Here is an 18,918-nt window from a genome sequence, read left to right as displayed (position 1 = left end):
TACGGAATCTACGAGGTGGAGGAATGGCAGTAGCCGAGATGATTGCACACAGGAAATCCGACGCACAGGAGCAAGTAGACGCGACCGATTCCCTTCAAATCCTCGGGATCCTCTACGATCAGATCAGCAATGCGCTGCAGAATGCATCAGATCCCAAATCGGCATTCGCTAGAGCAACCACCTTGGCTGACGCTCTGCGCGAGATGGCCGATGACGCGGCACTCACCCGCGCAAAGCTCGCGGCGCGAATCCGTGAGGACGAAGGGCTTTCCATGCAAGCCCTCGGTCAGGCGCTTGGAATCTCTAAGGCGCGTGCCGCTCAACTGATCAACGCCGCACAGAATGGATGACCGATGCATAACTCCATCCCCCTGTTTTGCGACGAACTGACGCAGGCGTTAGTGCGTCCGCGTTTTGCAGTAGGGACGCTGGGAAGCAGCGTGATCCAACATGCTGTACCTTGCCCCAGAGGAGCTATGCCAACTTTCGGTTGCTGGAACGGCACAGCGTTATGCGGGCTCATAGTCGCAATCGCCGCAGGGCGCGCAAAGCTACCTCTAGCCTGGAAGCCAAGCCCCGCAGCCTGTGTGGTGTGTGCAAGCTGCGCAGTCACTTAGGAGCTCTGCAAAGAGAAAGAGGGTGGGACGGCTTCGGCCGTCCCACCCTCTTTATGTTCTCAAGCCTCCGCGATTAGCGCGATTATCAGGTCCTCGTAGTCGTCCGTCACGGATGCGCGCAAGCGTGTACTTCCGCCCTCCGATACATCGGATACTTCCGTAGCGGCCAGTGCCTCGCGCCATGCCTCGAAATCGCTGCGTCTTTGGTCGGCGCTTTCCGCATCGCAGGTTCCGGTAAGGATGGCCTGAGAGGCATCGCTTGAGATAGTCCAGGTGATAATCGGAAGACCTTCGTTCGCGATGCGCGCTAGAAGCGTCTCCAGAACTTTGGCTGCTCGCTGCTGCGAGTGCAGACGGTCTAGCGATTCTTCGGGCACTTCATCTCCTGTTCCGATGTGTGGTCAGCGGGCGCTTTGTCCTTCGGGCAGGGTGATTGGTTCCTCCCCGCGCTCGAAGTCGTACATCCCGGCGAGTGCCGGCCGGAATACTGCGAGATGTTCGGGCCATTTCCCGCAGAGTGCGGAGCGAGCCGATGAGTCGGTTTGCAGGAGGAACTGCAAGTGGCGCAACCCGTGCATGAGAACGTCGATGTAGCGCGGAATGGGTGCTTCTGCCGCGTCTACCTCGATCGGCTTGCCTACGGCATCCGGAAGGGCTGGATTGATCGGCGCGGCTTCTTGCCATCGGTCGCGTACGAATGCCTTGCAGCCGATTACAGCCACATAGGTGAGGATGACGACTGTCTGATCCGCTCTCCATGAGGTGGAATGCAGAAGCTTGACACCCTCTAGTGCCCCGTTCCTCTCCAGGACAGCTTCGACGGCCGAATGAGGATCGCTGTCCTGGCGGATGGCCTCCGAGCGCCAGGCGTCAGCACCACTGATAAGCCATAGTCCAACGTCATCGGCCGAGACTGGCCAGACCTCCACGATCACTTCTGTCGGATCGCTCACCTATTACCCTCCGTCCTCGCCTACACGCTGATCGGCATCCTTCGCTGTTTTTATGAGTTGAGCCGCGCGGGCTTTGGATACACCGATTCGATCGGCCAGCCCCGCCAGCGACATACGTTCTTGGTCGAAAATTCGCGCCGCCGACCGTGCCCGCTGATCTGCCGAAGCCTCGAACAGTCGCCGTAGCGTTTCCACCAATTCCGTCGCCCCGCTATAGGCGACGTTGTGGTCAGATTCCGCATTTATCGCTGTAACTGCCGCATCAAAAGCGTGTTCGAGGTCTGCAAGTGCGGTGGCAACCGCCTCGCTCACGCCTTCCTTCGTCATGGACGCCAGAGTACGCGCTTCGTCAAGGGGGGGCTAGACAGACTCGTGCAGGGGGCCCTTGACGGTCGTGCAGGGGGGCCTGTACGGTCCTTCGTGTAGCACCCCCTACACGGGTGCTCGATCAGGACAAACGGCTGCTACAGCCCGGATGCGGAATGGAGGTGATCAGGATGCTGAGTTCCACCGCACACCACGACCCGCGCTTGATCACCGGCGTCCGCACCGTCGCGGAGTTCCTCGACAACTTCGCCGATGGGCTCTTTCCGGGTCAGATGGGCGCAACGGCGCTCCTTCTGTTGATCATTGCGCTTCATGTCGTGGCCGATTTCCTGGAGAACTCCCCGGGCGCTCCACTGCTCTCCGGCACGCGACTCGGAAGGAAGTGATCCGAATGATGCCCAACATCCACATCAACGGTCACCAGGCCGACGCCCGTAGGGAAGCGTGACGGTGGACCTCCCACTGCTGGTCTTCATCCTCATGCTTCTGGCAGCCCTCGCTGTGCTGCTGCTGTTCGTGGTTCTCGTCTACGGCGTCCGCGCCGACGACCGCCGGATGAACCTGTCCGACCACCCACACACATGGGGCGAACGCGTCACTCGTCGCGTGCTCGGTATGCACGCCCGCCGGCCCGATGACGCCTCGAAGTCCCCGAACCGGCACAAGGTCAGGAGGTGATCACCTGTTGCGCAGCTTCCCTCTGAACCGTCGGTGCCTGTGCGGCGCCCTGCTGGAGCACGGCAGCAAGCGCTGCCACAAGTGCCGCGCCCGTGCCCGCTGGCAGCGCCGGAAGGCTCGCCACGACGGCATCTAGTCACACACCAATCTCGACACGTGGAAGGGAGGTGACGCCCTGATGATGAAGGTCACGTTTCCGCTGGTGGTGCTAGCCGGCGTGCTCGTGGTGCTGGCCATGCGGTTCCTCAAGTTGCGCGTCTGGCACGCCGTCGTATGCGTGCTGTTCGGCTTCCTACTGGCCGCAACCGCCCTGGCCCCTGACATCCGCCGTGCGCTGGCGGCTGCCCTGTCCTGGCTCACCGGCTCCTGACCTGCTCACCGACCGAAGGGAAGTGATGCCCTAGTGCCCAACCGCCACCCCTACGCCGACCCTGACCTTCAGGAGGTCAACAACCGCAACCGCACCGCCCGACAGCTCCTCACCACGTTCGCCCGATCCGCATCGGCGCTGCACGACATGTGGCGGCACATCACCGCCGCACTGGACGACGGTCCGGCCCTGGTCAACGAGATCACCCGCCTTCGCGCCGAGATCCGCAGGACCCGGCTCAGCCGAGCGAACCTCTTGGCCGCCGCACACGCCACTCTGAGCGCCCACCGCGACGGCGAGCCCGACCCGCTGTACTACCTCCGCGACGAGCTGACCGCGCAGGAACAACAGCCCACGCATGGTCATCCCGTCAGGGGCGACGGCTCATGACGGGGTCTGCGTCCAACCAGGACGACTCTCCCCGCCGGCCCGGCTTGTTCCCGCTGGCGTCCTTCGCCTGGACCGACCAATCTTCCGAGTCCGACCAGGCCAGCCAGGACACGAGGGAGGGAGACGACCACGAGAGCCAAGACGACCCGTTCTTTGATCGGGAATCCGTCCTGGTGGCTGCCCCGGTGCTCGGTCCTGCTGTGGACCCGCCCGACGACGGCGTACCCCCTGACCGGTCGCGGACCGGTCAGGGGCGCGCCCCCATCCTTCCCCTGTGGGCGCGCACCGGTCGGGGCATCCGCGCCATGGTCACCTGGTGGGTCAAGGACGTCGGCTACGTGGTCGGCTACCACGTGGTCCGGCTTCCCAAGTACGCGGCCAAGACGCTGCTGTACGCGCCGGTCGGCTTGTTCGCCGGCATCGGGCGTGTGCTGCGCTGGGCCAGCGCCGAAGAGGGCAATTGGGCTCTGAGGCAGGCTGCCGCCGACCGCAACGACCCGATGACGTGGCTCAAGCTGGACAAGCAGCGCGAGCGCCAGTCCCGGTGGCGCTGGTCGGTGCTCATCATGGCCGCCATCGTGATCGGCGCCACGGTGCCCGTCGCGATCGCCATGGACGTCAGCGTGCCCGATGGGGCGAGGCTGGCAGCCCTCGGGATGCTGTTGCTCGTGCTGGCGCGTGCCGGGCGTCCGGCGGACAAGCCGATCACCGATCGGGTCAGTCAGGGCCCGCGCTATCGCAAGCTCACTGCTGAGCTGGTACGGCGTGGCCTGCTCAGCATCGGTATCCAAGCGATCAATCAGGCGGTAGCCAAGGATCAGCACGCGATCAGCTTCCCCCGCGACATCCACCGCGACGGCCCCGGACATCTGGCCATCATTGACCTGCCGTTCGGTGTGGAAGCCGCCGATGTCGTGGCCCGGCGCGGCCGGTTGGCTTCGGCGTTGCGGCTCCCGCTGGATCAGGTCTGGCCAGAGCCCGCCAGCGGCCATCCGGGACGCTTGGCGCTGTGGGTCGGATACGAGCCCGCCAGCAAGATGAAGCAACCGGAGTGGCCGCTGCTGCGGGCGGGAAGCGTGGACGTCTTCCAGCCCTTCCTGTTCGCCACCACGCCCCGCATGGAGTTCATCAACGCGGAGTTGATGTATCGCAACTGGCTCATCGGCGGGCAGCCCGGCAGCGGCAAGACGTTCCTGATGCGCCTGCTGGTGCTCGCCGCATCCCTTGATCCTCGCGTGGAGCTGCGGGGATATGAGTTCAAGGGCGTCGGCGACTTCAAAATCGTGGAGCCGGTGTGTAGCGAGTACGGCAACGGCAGCAGTGACCAGGTCATCGGCCGTGCCGCCGCTCTGGTCAAGTGGCTGTACGCCGAGTGCGAGCGGCGTGCCGCTCGCATCAGCCACTACCACGAGCTGGGCAAGGCTCCGGAGAACAAGGTCACGGCGGAGTTGGCATCGCTCAAGGGATCAGGGCTGCATCCGTTGGTCGTGTTCCTGAGCGAGGCGCAAGAGCTGTTCCAGGACAAGACGCACGGCAAAGAAGCCGGGGAGATCTGCGAAAAGGTGATCAAGCTAGGTCGCGCGTTGGGCGTGATTCTGCTGATCGACACGCAGATCCCCGACAAGGACAGCCTGCCCACCGGGATCACGCGCAACGTCAACACCCGCATGTGCATGTCGGTGGCCGACCAGGTTGCCAACGACATGATCCTTGGCACGTCCATGTACCGCATGGGCTACCGCGCGACCGTGTTCGAGCCGGTGGCCGAAGCAGGTTGGGGCATCGTGGTCGGCTTGGGCAAGCCCGGTGCGCGGCGCGGCTTCGAGGTCGATACCGACCAGGCCAAGCACGTGATCGCGCGAGCGATCGAACTGCGTGTCAAGGCGGGCACCATGCCCGCCCCAGATGAACAGACCCGAGCGGACGCACCAGCCTATGACCTGCTCGCCGACCTTGCGCGAGTGTGGCCGGCGGGGCAGGACAAGGCGTGGAACGAAGCCCTGTGCGCGAGACTCGCCGAACTTCGGCCTGAGGTGTACGGCGGCTGGCAGTCCGAGCAGCTCACCAGCGCCTTGAAGCCCCACGGGGTCAAGGTGGGCGACATCGGCCGGCGCATCAACGGCAAGAAGTACACCCGCCGTGGCATCCGCCGGTCCAGCCTCGCCCAAGCCATCGCGGAACGTGACCGAAACCTGCCCACCGACTAGCGCTCACGGGTGCTTCCGGAAGCAGTCCCGACTGCTTCCGGAAGCACCTCCGCTAGCACCCGAAGATGCCCACTGACCAGCCTTGTGGCAGGTAGCAGCCCAATCGGCCAGCTACCTGAAATCAACCCGAGGAGGTGGTTTCATGCCCCCACACATGCTTGCTGCCGCCGCAGCAATCGCCCTACCCATCCTGATCGCACTCAGTTACGCATGCGCGTGCTGCACCCGACCATTCCGCGAGTGCAGCCGGTGCCGAGGCGCCGGTCGTGTCGCCCATCTGATCGGTCGAGGCTGGCGCTTCTGCCCTCGCTGCAACGGCTCTGGCCTACGTCTCCGTATCGGTCGCCGCCTCTGGAACCAAGCGCGCGATCTGCACCGCGACGGCACGCGGTGACCCTGTCATTGGCCGAAAGGGGGTGAGGCCCAACGCAAAGCCCTGACCTGCGTCAACCAGACGAGACCCTCAGCGAGGCGCATTGCTGGGAAGAATTCTGGAAAGCAGCCGCCTATGTGCTGGCCAATATCGAACAACGTCGCCACGCCCGACGTGGTGAGGAGCAGATCAAATAAGTATCAGGGGCCCGGCTGAACGATTTAGTCGGGCCCCTTTCGTCATGGTCTGCGATGTTGTCCCCAACTCGGTTGAGGTAGAGATCTTCAGCCCATTATGGCCGGTCACGTCGGAAGTGCAGGATGAGTACCTATTAGTAAGTCATCGGTCAATACGCTTAGAGCGTCCGGTGCGATCGTCGCTAGAGCGCGGAGGGGTAACCACCAAGAGCCTTCGACAAGTCCACTCGCGATTATTTGACGTGCGTGAATAGGGTCAGCATACTCTGTGATATGAACTAATGCCCGCATCTGGAGGAACGCGTTGGGAATAGTTTGGGCAATCTTCTTGGCGCGATGAATGTCTCCGATTCTAGCCGCGGTCTTTGCTATATCGGCTAGAGCCGATGTCTGTTGATTCGTGTCCGCGACAGTGCGGGCAATTTCCTCCGCCCGATCCAGGTCTCCAATTTCGGCCACTGACTTTGCAAGGCTAGCGAGAGCGCGTGCTCGGTCATCTGTGTCCTCGATGGTGCTCGCGACAAGCTCTGCCCTGTCAACCAGACGGTAGGTCCGATCCATGTCACCTGTATCTGCTGCCACCTCTGCCAGGTCGGTTAAAGCCCAAGCCTGTGCGTATGGCGTGGCAATAGCCTCGGCAGCATACTGAGCCTTGTCGGCTAGGTGGCCGGCCCCATCAATATCGCCAAGCTGTGCTGCCCGTTTAGCCAAGAATGATATCGCGCGTGACTTTTCTTGAGGGTCGGCAATAGTATTGACGATTTGCTCGGCCCTGTCTGTGTGTTCGAGATTAATTGCTATCTGCACTATGTCGGCCAAGCTTCCATCTCGCCCTTCGGGAATGGTGCGCGCCATTAGCTCAGCGCGGTCCAGGTCCCCCATGCTCGCGACTATCTTTGCTAGTTCATCCAGGATTAATGCCTGCTGGTATGTGTAGGTGAGGGTATGTGCGATTTGTTCAGCCTGGTCAGTAAGTCCGTAGGCTCGATCAGCCTCGCCTTGCTCAATGGCAACGCTCGACATTTGAGTCAAGGCTCGCGCCTGTCGATATGTATCACTGATTGCGCTAGCGACTTGTTCGGCAGCTGCCCATTCCCCGATATCCGAAGCGATCTTTGCAACGTTGCCCAACACCCACGCCTGCCGGTCGACGTCGATAATGGTAAAGGCGAGTCGTATCGCGCGTTCGACATCGCCAATGCAGATGGCCGTCTCCGCCAGATTGGCCACGTCCCATTCACGTGCATCTGTGTCGTTACAATGTAGCAGTTCGCCTTGGTCAATGAAGCGGCGAGCGCGCTCGAAGTCCTCCGCGTCGTTTGCCGTTCTCGCGAGGAGGCACAGGGCTCGTATTTGTTGATCGGAATCAGCGATTGTGCGGGAGATCTGCTCGGCGCGATCCAAGTCTCCGGCCCTAGCTATCGCCTCCGCTAAGTTAGCGAGTACCTCAGCGTGGTAATGAGAGTGCAGATTTCGGATCGCATAAGCGAGTTGCTCAGCGCGCGCAAAATCCCCCCTCTCGACGGCTATTTTCACTAGGCCGCCTAGGGCCCAAGCCTTTCTGGTCGGGTTAGTAATCGTGTGGGCAAGTAGCTCTGCGTGGTGCAGTTCTCCATTGACCGCTACCGCTTCTGCCAATTCGGCCAACGCATGTGCTTGCTGTTTAATATTCGTTATAGTGCGGGCAATCTGCTCCGCTTCGTCATTGAGACGGTAAGCTCGATCCATCTCTCCCGTATCGGCCGCTAGATCGGCAAGGCAAGCTAGAGCTTGTGCTTGTTGCTTGGGATTAGTGAGAGTGCGGGCTATCTCTTCGGCCTCGTAACTGAGGTGGCGGGCGATACCGATTTTCCCTACGCCAGCTGTAACCTCAGCAAGGTGCCCTAGTGCGTCTATTTTATGTTCGGGCTGAGAGATCAATCTAGCGATCTTTAGGGATCCGTCGATATCTCCAGCGTCGGCTAAAGAGCTCGCCAAGCCAGCCATCACTTGAGCTTGCTGTTTTGTGTTAGCTATCTTCCGGCAGATCTTTTCAGCTCTGTCTACTCTACCGAGCTTCACTATGGCCATCGCTAAATGCGCTAAAGCCCAGACTTGTTCATAGGTATGCGGTATAAAGCGAGCTGTCTTCTCTGCTTCGATTGTGAGACTGTACGCCTGATTCGCATCGCCAAGCTCCCAGTACGCCCTTACTAGACATGCCAGGGCCCATACCTTCTGATCGGCATGACGCACAAGATCGACTATGTTCTCTGCTTGCTGGATGAGGTCACGAGCCCAGATTGATTGATCGGCGCCTATCGCTATCTCCGCTAATTCGCTCAAGGCTTGTACTCGCAGATGGGAGTCGGAAATAGTATCCACGATTCGCTGAGTTCGGCGGGCGAGGTGGCAACCGCGCTCTATTGCCCCAGTCTTGGCTTGTGCCTTTGCCAGGTGTATTAGGGCCCTTACCTGTTGCTCAGCGTCAGCAATGGACGCTGTAATCCGTTCAGACCAGTCTAACTCCCCGATGTCGGCAGCAGCGTTCGCGAGATCAGCTAAGGCTTGTGCTCGCTGGTACGGATTCGCGATGGCGCAGGCAATCTGCTCGGCCCAGTCTAGGCTGTGAACGTGGGCTAGGGTTATCGCCAATTCAGCCATGGCCTGGGCCTGCTGATGCGCGTTAGTGACGGCACGAGCGATTTGTTCGGTATGTTCAGCGAATTGACGAGCTTGATCCATCTTTTCGGCTTGAGCCGCAATATGGATCAAGCGTCCGAACGCCTGAGCTTGATGATAGGGATCGGTGATCGATCGAGCCAATGCCTCGCCCCGTGTGAGGTACCCAAGCTTGGCCCATACTGCTGGTAGATTCGCTGGGATATGCTGGTTCCGGTCTTTCAAATGATGGCGAGCCACGGCTAGCCGAAGCGAGGTGAGCATATCAGGAGACGCTTGAGACGCAACAATGCGTTGAACTGTGGTTATCTCGTTTAGGGCATCGGCGTCACCCCCTGTGACATCTAGCATGCGGTTATGCCGTGATCGGTCGAGGGCGTATATCACCAGGCGGTCGTGCTCACCAACTTCGTTTAAGAGCTTGAAGTATCCACCTAGAAGATATTCGGGCGTGCCGACGGGCCAGCTCTCCTGCTGATATCGGTCCGCCCATGCGTGGAGCCGCTGTCGGTAATTCTGTAGCCTGGTGCCGGTCAGATAGTGGGTGGACGTCTTTTGTAGTTCCTCGTGTGCAAGCACATACACAACTTCGGAACGCCATAAACTCTCACGAGTGGCGAAGGTCCTACCTGAAACGGTATGTAAGTGTTCTTCGATTTCCCAGGGATCTAGGTCGGTGAGCTCAGCGAGATCTCGGCTGCTTAGTCCGCCACCAGCCGCTGTTACTAGACCCAATAGATCTTGCTGTGCCACAGTGCCATGCAGCAGTCTGCGTAATTCCCTCTCAGCGTCGGCGCGGATCACCTGGGCCCGCGGCGAAGCATCTAGCTTCCTTACAATGCCGATATCGCGTAGTGGATGATCATCTGGTACATCAGACGGTATTGGTGGGTCTGGCCGACCTGCGATTATCACGCGCACATTGTCAGGTAGCTGAGCAGGCAGTAATGCTGCGATGCTATGCGCCTCTGGGCCTAGGATGACTCCTCGATCCTCGTCCAGGCCATCGACTACGAGTATTAAAAGTCGTCTCTCCTGATGGCAGACCGCTGCGGCTTGCTTAAGCATCTCCAGGAAATGCGCTTCCTCGGTAGCGTCAGTAAGGACCGGCATGGGCTGCATAGCTACTTCAGCCAACTGTTCCGCTACGACTCGGATGAATGCTCTGCGGTCGCTCTGCCCAGAGAATCGGGCGGTTATGAAAAAGGACGCTATTTGCATCCCGGCGGGTGGGTGCATTACAAACCATGACAGCAGCGCTGATTTGCCAGCCCAAGCTGGTGCCTGCCAATAGAGATAACGAGATCCATCCGTAGTGGCACAAAATCTCGTCAGCTCAATCAGTTCTGTATCGCGATCGATTAGCTTGGCCGGAGCGATGCGCTGCACCGTGTGCAAGTAAGCCGATCGTGCTACTGGCTGGGGCAGAATCTGGTAGACGTCTCCCTCAAAGATTCCGCTGTTGGCGAAGCCACTCGCGCTGGCTGTGGCAGTGCCGCTGTCGCGGACGGCCATCCTACGTCGCTCTGTCACCGTTTATTATCGGCCTTTTCGCCTGGAGCCGTATGGTGGTTATTTAACTGAACTTGCTTCCACTGGTAGCCTGCCCGCCATCGGAGGCATCGGCGTCGCCAGTGCCTTCAACTATGACTTCGCCTGTCAATTTCGCTGAACCATCTAGCCCGCTCACAGCTTTGCCCTTGGAGCCTGCTACTGCATTGCCCGTGTTCGATACGCGGATGCTTGTAGCTGGCTGTCGTACTGCCGCCCAGACTGCAACTCCAACCGCTGCCACGGCTCCTAAGGCTGATATCGAGGTGGCCAACTTGTTCGCCTGATCCCACTGTATGATCGCGAAGGCTGCGGCAAGTCCAGCCACGAGCAAGCATGTCAGGACGAGCGTCACACGACCTAGACCCATCCAACCATTATCGCCCAGGACGCCGCCAAAGTCCGACGATTCCAGACCCCATCTCTCCTACGCGCATTCCAGCGGAGAACCTCCAACTGAGCGTTGGGACCACGGGCGCTGCTCGTCCCCACGCTGCGTCCTTGAGCAGGGAGTTCTAGGCCCAGCGAGGAACGATGACTGCCTTGTTTGGGTTGTTCCACGTGCCGGGCTCGATATCGATGCGCTTGATCACCCTTGTCAGAAGTTCGTGACGCTCCTGAGCCGTGGCGTCGTCCCAAAGATCCGCGAGCGTTGTGAAGGTGGCCTTGAGATCCGTGCCCATCTCTGCCTCCAGTGCGCACGCTGTCTTGAGGGCCGTCTCCGCCGCGTCGAGTTGATCCGTGATCTCAGCCTTCAGCGCGGTGTAGTCCTCGTGCTCGATATCGCCGGCCGCGTACCCATCGGCCAACCGTCTCCGCTTGGCCTTCAGGCGACTGATGGTCGCCTCACATGCCTTCACGTCAGTCGTGGCCTTCTGCGCGGCCAGGATGCGCTGTGGGTCCGCCTCGACGGTCTCGCCGCCCTTGGCGTTGGTGGTGACCCACTCGCGCACCATGGCTTCGAGGCGCTTGTTGCTGACGACCGCACCCGGACAGGACTTGGTCTCCTGCCTCTTTCGGCAGCGCCAGACGTGGTACTGACGTTCGCCGTTTCGGGCGCTGATCATCGTGAGGCCGCACGCCTTGCAGACCACGAGCCCGGACAGCGTGTGCGTCACGACCCGTAGACGAGGCGCCTTCAGAGCGTTGGCGAGGCGCTTCTCGCGGTACGTCTCCCACAGCTCCATCGAGATGATGTGTTCGTGCGCTCCCTGGCGCCACACGTCGAAGGACGAGAGCTTGCGTGAGTTGGTTCCGTCGTTGGGCGGGTTCGAGCGTTCTCTGATCAGACCTGCGGCAAAGCCGGTGTCCATGAGCCGGCCCAGCGCTGTGGAGGTGAAGAGTCCACCTCGAAGAGTGCGGTAGCCGTTGGCGTTGAGTTCCAGGGCTAAAGCTCGCATGCCCGTACCTGCTACGAACCGTTCGTAGCAGGTCTTCAGAGCCGGTGCGGTTGCCGGATCGACGGTGTATCCGGTCGCCCTGTCGTAGAGGTAGCCGAAGCGGGCGGCGCCGGTGTGCGGCAGGCCGTTGCGTCGGCGCCGGGCCTGGGTCTCTTTCCAGCTCTCCGACATCTGGTCGGACTGCAACTCGGCAATCGTCAACATCTGGTCGCGAGTGAACCGTCCCACGCTCGTCGTGGTGTCGAAGTCCTCGGTCACAGCGATGACGCGTCCGCCGGCCTGCTCCACCTCCGCCAGATACAGCCGCGACTGGAGCAGGTTGCGCCCCCACCGCGACCACTTCCACAGGAGCACGGTGTTCCACCGACCCTCACGGATCCCACGGACGATGTAGTCCACGGACCGCTTGGCGAACTCGCGTCCTGACAGATCCAGGTCCCGGACGCGCTCGACGATCCGGATACCGTGCCTGGCCGCGTACACATCCTGCTCGTGTTCTTGCAGCTCAGGGCTGATCATCTCTTCACGTTTTGTCGAGACGCGGGTGTAGCCGACGGCGATGATGGGGGAGTCGGAGGATCGCGGGCTGAGAGGCATCTGCATCACCTGCGTGCGCCGTGGGGGAGTGTGTCTTTTAGCGCACTCTACAAACGTCGGTGCGATCTTCAGGTGTGCCGCCGCTCTGGGGGTGGACGGGATCATCCTGTCGCCCCGGTGCGCCGATCCGCTGTACCGGCGGTCGGTGAAGGTGTCGATGGGTGCGGTGTTCTCGATCCCGTACGCGCGGATGGACAACTGGTACACGGGCCTCGCGCAGATCCGCGAGGCCGGTTTCCAGACGCTGGCGCTGACCCCGGATCAGGCCGCGACACCGATGGACGCCGTCAAGCTGTCTGGTCGGGTGGCGCTGCTGCTGGGGTCGGAGGGCGACGGGCTGTCGTCGAGGTGGCTGCACGAGGCCGACACGCCGGTCTGCATACCGATGAGCCCGGCCGCGATGGCCGCCGGTGTCGACTCGCTCAACGTGGTGGCCGCCGCCGCCATCGCCTGCCATGGGCTGATGCGGAAATAGTTCAGGTCTTCTCGCGGACCTGAATGTTGGCGCCATATTTAGGTGTGCCGCTGCGCTGGGGGTGGATGGATCATCCTGTCTCCGCGGTGCGCCGATCCGCTGTACCGGCGGGCGGTGAAGGTGTCGATGGGGGCGGTGTTCTCGATCCCGTACGCGCGGATGGACTACTGGTTCACCGGGCTGGAGGAGATCCGGAAGGCGGGCTATCAGATGCTCGCGCTGACCCCTGATCAGACCGTGACACCAATGGATACCGTCAAACTGTCGGATCGCGGCGCCGGAGCGGTCGGCGCCGTCGTCGCTGGCCTGTCCGGTTGGTGCGTCGGCCTAGTCGTGGGCCTCTTGGCCGATCCGCCCCACCGCTTGGTTTGCGACGTTTGAACGTGGCGCGCCGAGCGCGGCTGTTGGCGCGATGGTGGGGGGCAATCGCTGGTGCGATCACCGCGTATTCGCGGGGCCCTCACCCTTGACCCGCGAACTCCACGCGGCATCTCCGGATGTATCCCGAAACATTGGTGATGCTCGGTACAGTCGTGCGGCCTGCGAACAGCGGTGCTGCAGCGGGTATCGGCTATAGGCGTGTCGCGGTGCGGACGAGGTCGGCGACGGCTTGGGATCTGCTGTGCGGCGGCCAGGCGATGACGGTCGTGACGGCCGGTGCGTCCGACACCGGCACGATGGCGTGGTCGTCGTGTAGCTGGTCTCGGAGCGACTCGGGTACGACGGCGCAGGTCAGTCCGAGCGCGACCAGTTGGAACAGTTGGGTATGGTCGCGCACCTGCGGGCCGGGGCCGTCCGGATGGCCGCCATCCCGTCCAGGCCAGCGCGGCAGGGGCAGGTCCGTCTGGGCGTTGACCTCGACTAACGACAGATACGCCCGGTTGGCGAGGGGATGACCCTTGGGCAGGACCACGACCTGCTGTTCGGTGTGCAGATCCTCGGTGTCGAATCCGGCTGTCGTGTCGTAAGGCCGGTGGAGCAGAGCAACGTCGGCACGCCCGTTGCGCAGCAGACTTTCCGGCTCGCCCGGCCCGCACAGCATCACCTCGACTGCCACTGAGCCCGGTTCGGCGGCGTAGGCGTGCAGAAGCTTCGACAAGAGTTCCCTGGACGCTCCAGCCTTGGTGGCCAGGACCACACCGGGCTGGTCAGCCGCGGCGCGGCGGGTGCGGCGCTCGGCGGCTTCGACCGCGTCGAGCGCGAGCCGGGCCTCCCGTAGCAGCACCGAACCGGCCTCGGTTAAGGCGATGGCGCGAGCGGTGCGGTGCAGCAGAACGACTCCGAGCCGCCGTTCCAACTGCTGGATCGCCCGCGACAGTGGTGGTTGGGTCATCGCGAGCCGTTGTGCCGCCCGCCCGAAGTGCAACTCCTCGGCTACGGCGACGAAGTATCGCAACTCCCGCGTCTCCACCAGCTCATCGTATCCGGCGCTGACCACGACCAATACCCGTGCGGTATCGCCGCCCACCTGACCGGTCTTGGACGCCCCACCCGAGTTCGCAACATGATCGACGGCATGAGTGAACGGACGATCGCGCTGGTGACCGGCGCGAACAAGGGAATCGGATACGAGATCGCCGCAGGCCTGGGCGCCCTTGGCTGGCGAATCGGTGTGGGCGCGAGGGATCGACGACGCCGCGACACCGCGGTCGAGAAGCTGCGCGCGGCCGGGACCGATGCGTTCGGCGTGCCGCTCGACGTCACCGACGACGCAAGTGTCGCCGCCGCGGCCGAGCTGATCGCCGGCCATGCCGGAGGGCTCGACGTCCTGGTCAACAATGCCGCGATCACCGGCGGTATGCCACAGACACCGACCACGGTCGAGCCCGCGACCGTGCGAGCTGTCGTGGAAACCAACGTGATCGGCGTCATCCGGGTCACCAACGCGATGCTGCCGATGCTGCGCAACTCGGCATCACCGCGGATCGTCAACATGTCCAGCAGCGTCGGCTCGCTCGCCCTGCAAACCACACCGGGCATCGACATGGGCCAGGTTCCCGCCCCCTACTTGGCCTCGAAGACCTTCCTCAACGCCCTCACCATCCAATACGTCAAGGAACTGAGCGACACCAACATCCTGATCAACTCCGGCTGCCCCGGCTTCACCGCCACCGACCTCAACGGCTTCCAAGGCGTCCGCACACCACAACAGGGGGCGGCCATCGCGATTCACCTCGCAACCCTGCCCGACGACGGACCGACCGGCGGATTCTTCGACGACGCCGGAACGGTGCCCTGGTAACAGCCACACCAGCACGAACCATTCCCGTTCTCGACGTCAGCCGCGCATCGCGCGCCACAGGAGAAGCAAGACAATGACAAGGGCAGTCAGATACGACGAGTTCGGTGGAATCGAGGTGTTGCGGGTCGACGAGGTCGACCGGCCAGTCCCCCCCCGGTGCGCCGATCCGTTGTACCGGCGGTCGGTGAAGGTTTCGATGGGTGCGGTGTTCTCGATCCCGTACGCGCGGATGGACAACTGGTACACGGGCCTCGCGCAGATCCGCGAGGCCGGTTTCCAGACGCTGGCGCTGACCCCGGATCAGGCCGCGACACCGATGGACGCCGTCAAGCTGTCTGATCGGGTGGCGCTGCTGCTGGGGTCGGAGGGCGACGGGCTGTCGTCGAGGTGGCTGCACGAGGCCGACACGCCGGTCTGCATCCCGATGAGCCCGGCCGCGATGGCCGCCGGTGTCAACTCGCTCAACGTGGTGGCCGCTGCCGCCATCGCCTGCCATGGGCTCATGCGAAGCGGCGCTCGGTCGTAGCTCGGCGCCTGGACCATTCTGGCCGGGTTGTGCCTGTTGACGACCGTTCAGGGACGATCGACGGCGCCGCCTCGGCCGGCCGCCTGATCACGGAGGCCCTGGAGGCCATCCGGTTCGCCCCCTCGTGGCCGGAACTCGCCCCCGGAACCGATCGCCTGATCGGGTGTCAGTTGACGTCGATCACGATCTTGCCTTGCGCGGAGCCGCTCTCCACGGCCGTGTGGGCGTCGGCGACGTCGGCGAGCGTGAAGCGCCTGGGATCGAGTCGCGGCTTGAGTGCCCCCGCGTCGGCGAGCGCGGCGGCCTCACGCATGATCTGGCTGTGGTGTTCCCGCCCGCGGCCGGTCAGCATGGGCAGCAGGGTGAAGACGCCGGAGTAGGTCGCCCCGCGGAAGGAGAGGGGCGCGATGCTGTGGGTCCCCCAACCCAGGGCGCTCACGACGTGACCCGTGTAGGTGCGTACGGCCGCGAAGGATGCGTCGAGCACGGCTCCGCCGACGGTGTCGAAGATGACGTCGAAGCCCTCGCCGCCGGTGTGCCTGGCGACGTATTCGTCCACGGCGGTGGTGGTGTGGTCGATGGGGGTGGCTCCCAGGCGCGCGACGGCCTCCAGCCGCGAGGGCGACGCGGTGGCGAAGACCTCGGCACCGCGGGCCCGGGCGATCTGCACGGCCACGTGGCCGATGCCGCCGGCCCCGCCGTGGATGAGGACCTTCTGCCCCGCCTGGACCTGAGCCCTGTCGACCAAGCCCTCCCAGGCCGTGATGACGACCAGGGGCAGAGCCGCGGCCTCGCGCATGGCGAGCGCGGTTGGCTTGCGGGCGAGCAGACGGGCGTCGACGGCCGCGTACTCGGCGAGCGAGCCCTGCAGATCTCCGACGCCACCGGTCATGCCGTAGACCTCGTCGCCGGGCGCGAAGTCGCTGACGCCCGCGCCGACCTCCTCGACCACACCGGCCAGATCCAGGCCGAGGACGGCCGGCAGCGTGCGCTCGGCGTGGGCGGCCTTGCCGGCCCGGATCTTGGTGTCCAGCGGGTTGACGCCGCTGGCCTTGACCTTGACCAGCACCTGGCCCGGTTCGGCGGCGGGCTTGTCGATCTCGGTGAGGATCAGCGGAGTGCCGAACTCTTGCAGAATCACGGCGCGCATGACTGCACCTCTTTCTCGTTTCTCGTCAGCATCGGTGAGGGCTGCCCGGAGGCCTGGCGCACCGTCGGGAACCGCAGACCATTCACTTCGACGACGTCGTGCACGTGCCGCTCCTGCTGGGGCGGGCGATGCGCGGTGGTCGGTGTACCGCGCCACCGTCACTCGAACTCGGAGCGGGAGGCGCGCAGCACGCGGGCGCCCATGGAACCGGCCTGCCGCACGGCCGTGTCGAGCAGTTCGGTCTTGCCCATCCCCGCTCGCCGTCAGCGTATAGGAACCGCCCCGATCTCCCGCCGACCGATCCCACTCAGGTCATCGGTCCGGCCCTCCCGGCGTCGGGGGTGGCGCGGCGTCGCGCCACCAGGCCGGGGTCCGCGCTAGAAGCCCGGGAGGACGACGTCGCCGCTCCAGCCCCGGTAGGTGTAGGTGTGCAGCTTGCGCACAACGCCCGTTCTGACGTCCAGGGCGTACGCCGTCTCGCCCAGGACGGGCACGCGCCCCTTGGCCGGCCCTCCCGTACGGCTGTCGATCCAGGACGAGTCGTGGACGATCTCCGAGACGACCACCTCCGTGGGGCTGTGCCAGCCGCCGATCCGCCATATCCGGAAATTTCCGGACATGGCGCGGAGCTTCACCGTGGACAGCGTCCGTCCCGTCGTCGCGTCGACCGTGACGATCGTGTCGTCGGGACGCGACTTCTGCACACCGCCGGCCGTCAGCCCCGACCTCCCGCCGGTCAGGTAGGCCACCCTCCGCCCGTCGGGCGCCAGGTCGCTCACCTGCTGCGCCACGTCCTCGGCGGTGAAGGGCCGCGCCTGCCCATCGGCCAGGAGCGCGTACCGGCCATGTTCGTTCACGAGGACGACCGGGGAGCCGCCGGCGGCGACGCTGTGCACGTGCCAGCCCACGGGGATCTCGGTGACCTGTGCGGTGTCCATGTCGACGACCGCGTCCAGCCCGCCGAAACCATTCAGGCCCAGGTACCGGCCGTCGGGTGACAGCCGGAGCAGCCCACCGTGGGCGACCATCGTCGCCCTGGTCACGGTCTGCGGCGCCGACCGGACTTCGCCCGACTCCAGGTCCCGCACGGCGAACCGCTGGTCCTTCTCGCTGTAGTAGGCGATCCGCCGGCCGTCTGGGGTGATGGCCACGGGAGCGGCGGTGTTCATGTAGTTCTGCCTGGTCTGGTCGGTGTAGAAGCTCAGCGCCTCGGGCATCCGGAAGTTCTGCCCGGTGCGCGTGACCACGCGCCACTGGACGCAGTCCTCGCCCGCGAAATCGCGGGTGTTCTCCCCGAGCCTCCACCTCCGCCCGCACATGTCGTAGTAGGCGTAGGCGAGCGGGTCCACCCCCGAGGCGGGCAGCACGTCGGTCGCGCGGCCGCTGATCGTGCCCTCGTCGGCGCCGCCGAGGAGTCCGCCGGTGAGCACCGTCGCACTCAGTGCCACGGCGACCAGTGTCGCGAGCGCGGAACCGTAGACGCCGATCCGCCGCCTCCGCCTCGCGCCCCGCAGCGCGCGCTCGGCGAGATCGACGGCGGGAGCCTGGCGGGCGAGCAGGTGCAACTCGTCGCGGAATCCGGTCATCGGGGGACCTCCTGGGGATCGACGGCGTTGAGCAGATCGGCCAGTTCGGGGGCGAGAACGCGCAGCCGTCCCAGGGCATGACTGGTCTGGCTCTTGACCGTGCCCGCGGAGCAGCCGAGCAGGGCGGCGGTCTCCTCGACGCTGCGGTCCTCGTAGTAGCGCAGCACCAGCACGGCGCGCTGGCGCGGGGTCAGTCGCATCAGCGCCTCCTGCAACGCCAGGCGGTGCAGGCTCTCGTCGCCGCGATCCCGGCCGCGGTCCGGCGGATGCGCCGTGGGGGTCTCGGGGCGCCGGCGTAACCGCCTGCGCCACGAGACGTGCTCGTTGATCAGCGCTCTGCGGACGTACGCCTCCGGGTTGCCGTCCCCGGCGAGCCGGTGCCAGTGCCGGGCGGTCCGCATGAGCACGGTCTGCAGCAGATCCTCGGCCTGGGAGGCGTCCCCGGTGAGCAGGTACGCGCTGCGCATCAGGGCCTGCTGGCGCCCGTGCACGAACTCCCTGAAGCCCTCGTATCGATCCATGCGTCTCCTCTCATCCCTCTGTCAACGCCGCCTGGATCGACGGGGTTGGAACCACGGCCGCGTCTGCCATGGTGGGACGCGGCGTGACGTGGTCCCC

At 63.9% G+C, this 18,918-nt stretch carries 18 protein-coding genes and 2 pseudogenes; 11 read left to right on the top strand and 9 right to left on the bottom strand.

Annotated elements, in window-relative coordinates; all coding sequences use genetic code 11:
• Positions 1-23: 23 nt before the first annotated feature.
• Positions 24-350, top strand: a complete 327-nt coding sequence (locus FHU36_RS38360) for a hypothetical protein (RefSeq protein WP_185089040.1) — start codon at positions 24-26, stop codon at positions 348-350.
• 326 nt (positions 351-676) lie between these two features.
• Here FHU36_RS38360 and FHU36_RS38355 read toward each other — a convergent pair whose 3' ends face one another.
• Genes FHU36_RS38355 through FHU36_RS38345 form a run of 3 tightly spaced genes read right to left on the bottom strand, consistent with a single transcriptional unit; the run spans position 677 to position 1,897 of the window.
• On the bottom strand, positions 677-994 hold the full coding sequence (locus tag FHU36_RS38355) for a hypothetical protein (protein ID WP_185089039.1): 318 nt from the start codon (positions 992-994) through the stop codon (positions 677-679).
• 24 nt (positions 995-1,018) lie between these two features.
• Positions 1,019-1,570: a hypothetical protein gene (locus tag FHU36_RS38350; RefSeq protein WP_185089038.1), complete on the bottom strand. Its 552-nt coding sequence runs from the start codon at positions 1,568-1,570 to the stop codon at positions 1,019-1,021.
• A gap of 3 nt (positions 1,571-1,573) precedes the next feature.
• On the bottom strand, positions 1,574-1,897 hold the full coding sequence (locus FHU36_RS38345) for a hypothetical protein (RefSeq protein WP_185089037.1): 324 nt from the start codon (positions 1,895-1,897) through the stop codon (positions 1,574-1,576).
• 170 nt (positions 1,898-2,067) lie between these two features.
• Here FHU36_RS38345 and FHU36_RS38340 point away from each other — a divergent pair, with 170 nt between their 5' ends.
• From FHU36_RS38340 to FHU36_RS38320, 6 genes are read left to right on the top strand one after another with little or no spacing between them, the layout of a single operon-like run.
• Positions 2,068-2,283 carry a hypothetical protein gene (locus tag FHU36_RS38340; RefSeq protein ID WP_185089036.1) on the top strand — a complete coding sequence of 72 codons (216 nt, stop codon included), beginning with the start codon at positions 2,068-2,070 and terminating at the stop codon, positions 2,281-2,283.
• A gap of 58 nt (positions 2,284-2,341) precedes the next feature.
• On the top strand, positions 2,342-2,575 hold the full coding sequence (locus tag FHU36_RS38335; RefSeq protein ID WP_185089035.1) for a hypothetical protein: 234 nt from the start codon (positions 2,342-2,344) through the stop codon (positions 2,573-2,575).
• A gap of 7 nt (positions 2,576-2,582) precedes the next feature.
• A complete protein-coding gene (locus FHU36_RS46035) occupies positions 2,583-2,711 on the top strand; it encodes a hypothetical protein (protein WP_281394589.1) in 129 nt (42 codons plus the stop codon).
• A gap of 42 nt (positions 2,712-2,753) precedes the next feature.
• The gene (locus FHU36_RS38330; protein WP_221497275.1) at positions 2,754-2,945 is read left to right on the top strand and encodes a hypothetical protein; all 192 of its coding nucleotides are present in this window, start codon (positions 2,754-2,756) and stop codon (positions 2,943-2,945) included.
• Positions 2,946-2,978: 33 nt separating this feature from the next.
• Positions 2,979-3,335, top strand: a complete 357-nt coding sequence (locus FHU36_RS38325; RefSeq protein ID WP_185089034.1) for a hypothetical protein — start codon at positions 2,979-2,981, stop codon at positions 3,333-3,335.
• Positions 3,332-5,542: a P-loop NTPase family protein gene (locus tag FHU36_RS38320; RefSeq protein WP_185089033.1), complete on the top strand. Its 2,211-nt coding sequence runs from the start codon at positions 3,332-3,334 to the stop codon at positions 5,540-5,542. Before FHU36_RS38325 ends, FHU36_RS38320 begins: the two co-directional genes overlap by 4 nt.
• Positions 5,543-6,217: 675 nt before the next feature.
• Here FHU36_RS38320 and FHU36_RS38315 read toward each other — a convergent pair.
• The gene (locus tag FHU36_RS38315) at positions 6,218-10,288 is read right to left on the bottom strand and encodes a P-loop NTPase family protein (RefSeq protein WP_185089032.1); all 4,071 of its coding nucleotides are present in this window, start codon (positions 10,286-10,288) and stop codon (positions 6,218-6,220) included.
• Positions 10,289-10,839: 551 nt separating this feature from the next.
• The gene (locus tag FHU36_RS38310; RefSeq protein ID WP_246503222.1) at positions 10,840-12,321 is read right to left on the bottom strand and encodes a recombinase family protein; all 1,482 of its coding nucleotides are present in this window, start codon (positions 12,319-12,321) and stop codon (positions 10,840-10,842) included.
• Positions 12,322-12,370: 49 nt separating this feature from the next.
• Between FHU36_RS38310 and FHU36_RS38305 the strand changes: the two are divergent.
• Positions 12,371-12,796 (top strand): annotated as a pseudogene (locus FHU36_RS38305) (TrmH family RNA methyltransferase); the annotation flags it as partial.
• A gap of 42 nt (positions 12,797-12,838) precedes the next feature.
• Positions 12,839-13,177, top strand: coding sequence for a TrmH family RNA methyltransferase (locus FHU36_RS47000; protein WP_376774191.1), 339 nt, complete (start codon positions 12,839-12,841; stop codon positions 13,175-13,177).
• 190 nt (positions 13,178-13,367) lie between these two features.
• On the opposite strand, the gene FHU36_RS38295 is transcribed toward FHU36_RS47000, so the two are convergent.
• The gene (locus FHU36_RS38295) at positions 13,368-14,264 is read right to left on the bottom strand and encodes a LysR family transcriptional regulator (RefSeq protein WP_312892127.1); all 897 of its coding nucleotides are present in this window, start codon (positions 14,262-14,264) and stop codon (positions 13,368-13,370) included.
• Between the two features lie 36 nt (positions 14,265-14,300).
• On the opposite strand from FHU36_RS38295, the gene FHU36_RS38290 reads away from it, so the two are divergent.
• Positions 14,301-15,038 (top strand): SDR family NAD(P)-dependent oxidoreductase, encoded by a 738-nt coding sequence (locus FHU36_RS38290; protein ID WP_246503221.1) that lies wholly within the window; start codon positions 14,301-14,303, stop codon positions 15,036-15,038.
• A gap of 151 nt (positions 15,039-15,189) precedes the next feature.
• Positions 15,190-15,564: pseudogene (locus tag FHU36_RS38285) on the top strand (TrmH family RNA methyltransferase); the annotation flags it as partial.
• Positions 15,565-15,730: 166 nt separating this feature from the next.
• On the opposite strand, the gene FHU36_RS38280 reads toward FHU36_RS38285, so the two are convergent.
• The 3 genes from FHU36_RS38280 to FHU36_RS38270 form a co-directional block, all read right to left on the bottom strand.
• On the bottom strand, positions 15,731-16,714 hold the full coding sequence (locus FHU36_RS38280; RefSeq protein ID WP_185089030.1) for a zinc-dependent alcohol dehydrogenase family protein: 984 nt from the start codon (positions 16,712-16,714) through the stop codon (positions 15,731-15,733).
• A 377-nt stretch (positions 16,715-17,091) separates the two neighbouring features.
• Positions 17,092-18,300 carry a TolB-like translocation protein gene (locus FHU36_RS38275; protein ID WP_185089029.1) on the bottom strand — a complete coding sequence of 403 codons (1,209 nt, stop codon included), beginning with the start codon at positions 18,298-18,300 and terminating at the stop codon, positions 17,092-17,094.
• Positions 18,297-18,821 carry a SigE family RNA polymerase sigma factor gene (locus FHU36_RS38270; RefSeq protein ID WP_185089028.1) on the bottom strand — a complete coding sequence of 175 codons (525 nt, stop codon included), beginning with the start codon at positions 18,819-18,821 and terminating at the stop codon, positions 18,297-18,299. The genes FHU36_RS38275 and FHU36_RS38270 overlap by 4 nt, the downstream gene beginning before the upstream one ends.
• Positions 18,822-18,918 lie beyond the last annotated feature (97 nt).

Origin of the sequence: Nonomuraea muscovyensis (genome assembly GCF_014207745.1) — a bacterium.
In the GTDB taxonomy this organism is placed as follows: domain Bacteria; phylum Actinomycetota; class Actinomycetes; order Streptosporangiales; family Streptosporangiaceae; genus Nonomuraea; species Nonomuraea muscovyensis.
This window is presented reverse-complemented; position numbering and strand designations above follow the sequence as displayed.

Excerpts from the sequence above, each read along its gene's own strand:
- FHU36_RS38320 (WP_185089033.1), top strand. The coding sequence starts at position 3,332 with ATGACGGGGTCTGCGTCCAACCAGGACGACTCTCCCCGCCGGCCCGGC.
- FHU36_RS38345 (WP_185089037.1), bottom strand. The coding sequence starts at position 1,897 with ATGACGAAGGAAGGCGTGAGCGAGGCGGTTGCCACCGCACTTGCAGAC.
- FHU36_RS38330 (WP_221497275.1), top strand. The coding sequence starts at position 2,754 with ATGATGAAGGTCACGTTTCCGCTGGTGGTGCTAGCCGGCGTGCTCGTG.
- FHU36_RS38270 (WP_185089028.1), bottom strand. The coding sequence starts at position 18,821 with ATGGATCGATACGAGGGCTTCAGGGAGTTCGTGCACGGGCGCCAGCAG.
- FHU36_RS38280 (WP_185089030.1), bottom strand. The coding sequence starts at position 16,714 with ATGCGCGCCGTGATTCTGCAAGAGTTCGGCACTCCGCTGATCCTCACC.
- FHU36_RS38360 (WP_185089040.1), top strand. The coding sequence starts at position 24 with ATGGCAGTAGCCGAGATGATTGCACACAGGAAATCCGACGCACAGGAG.
- FHU36_RS38340 (WP_185089036.1), top strand. The coding sequence starts at position 2,068 with ATGCTGAGTTCCACCGCACACCACGACCCGCGCTTGATCACCGGCGTC.
- FHU36_RS38315 (WP_185089032.1), bottom strand. The coding sequence starts at position 10,288 with ATGGCCGTCCGCGACAGCGGCACTGCCACAGCCAGCGCGAGTGGCTTC.
- FHU36_RS38275 (WP_185089029.1), bottom strand. The coding sequence starts at position 18,300 with ATGACCGGATTCCGCGACGAGTTGCACCTGCTCGCCCGCCAGGCTCCC.
- FHU36_RS38310 (WP_246503222.1), bottom strand. The coding sequence starts at position 12,321 with ATGCCTCTCAGCCCGCGATCCTCCGACTCCCCCATCATCGCCGTCGGC.
- FHU36_RS38290 (WP_246503221.1), top strand. The coding sequence starts at position 14,301 with ATGATCGACGGCATGAGTGAACGGACGATCGCGCTGGTGACCGGCGCG.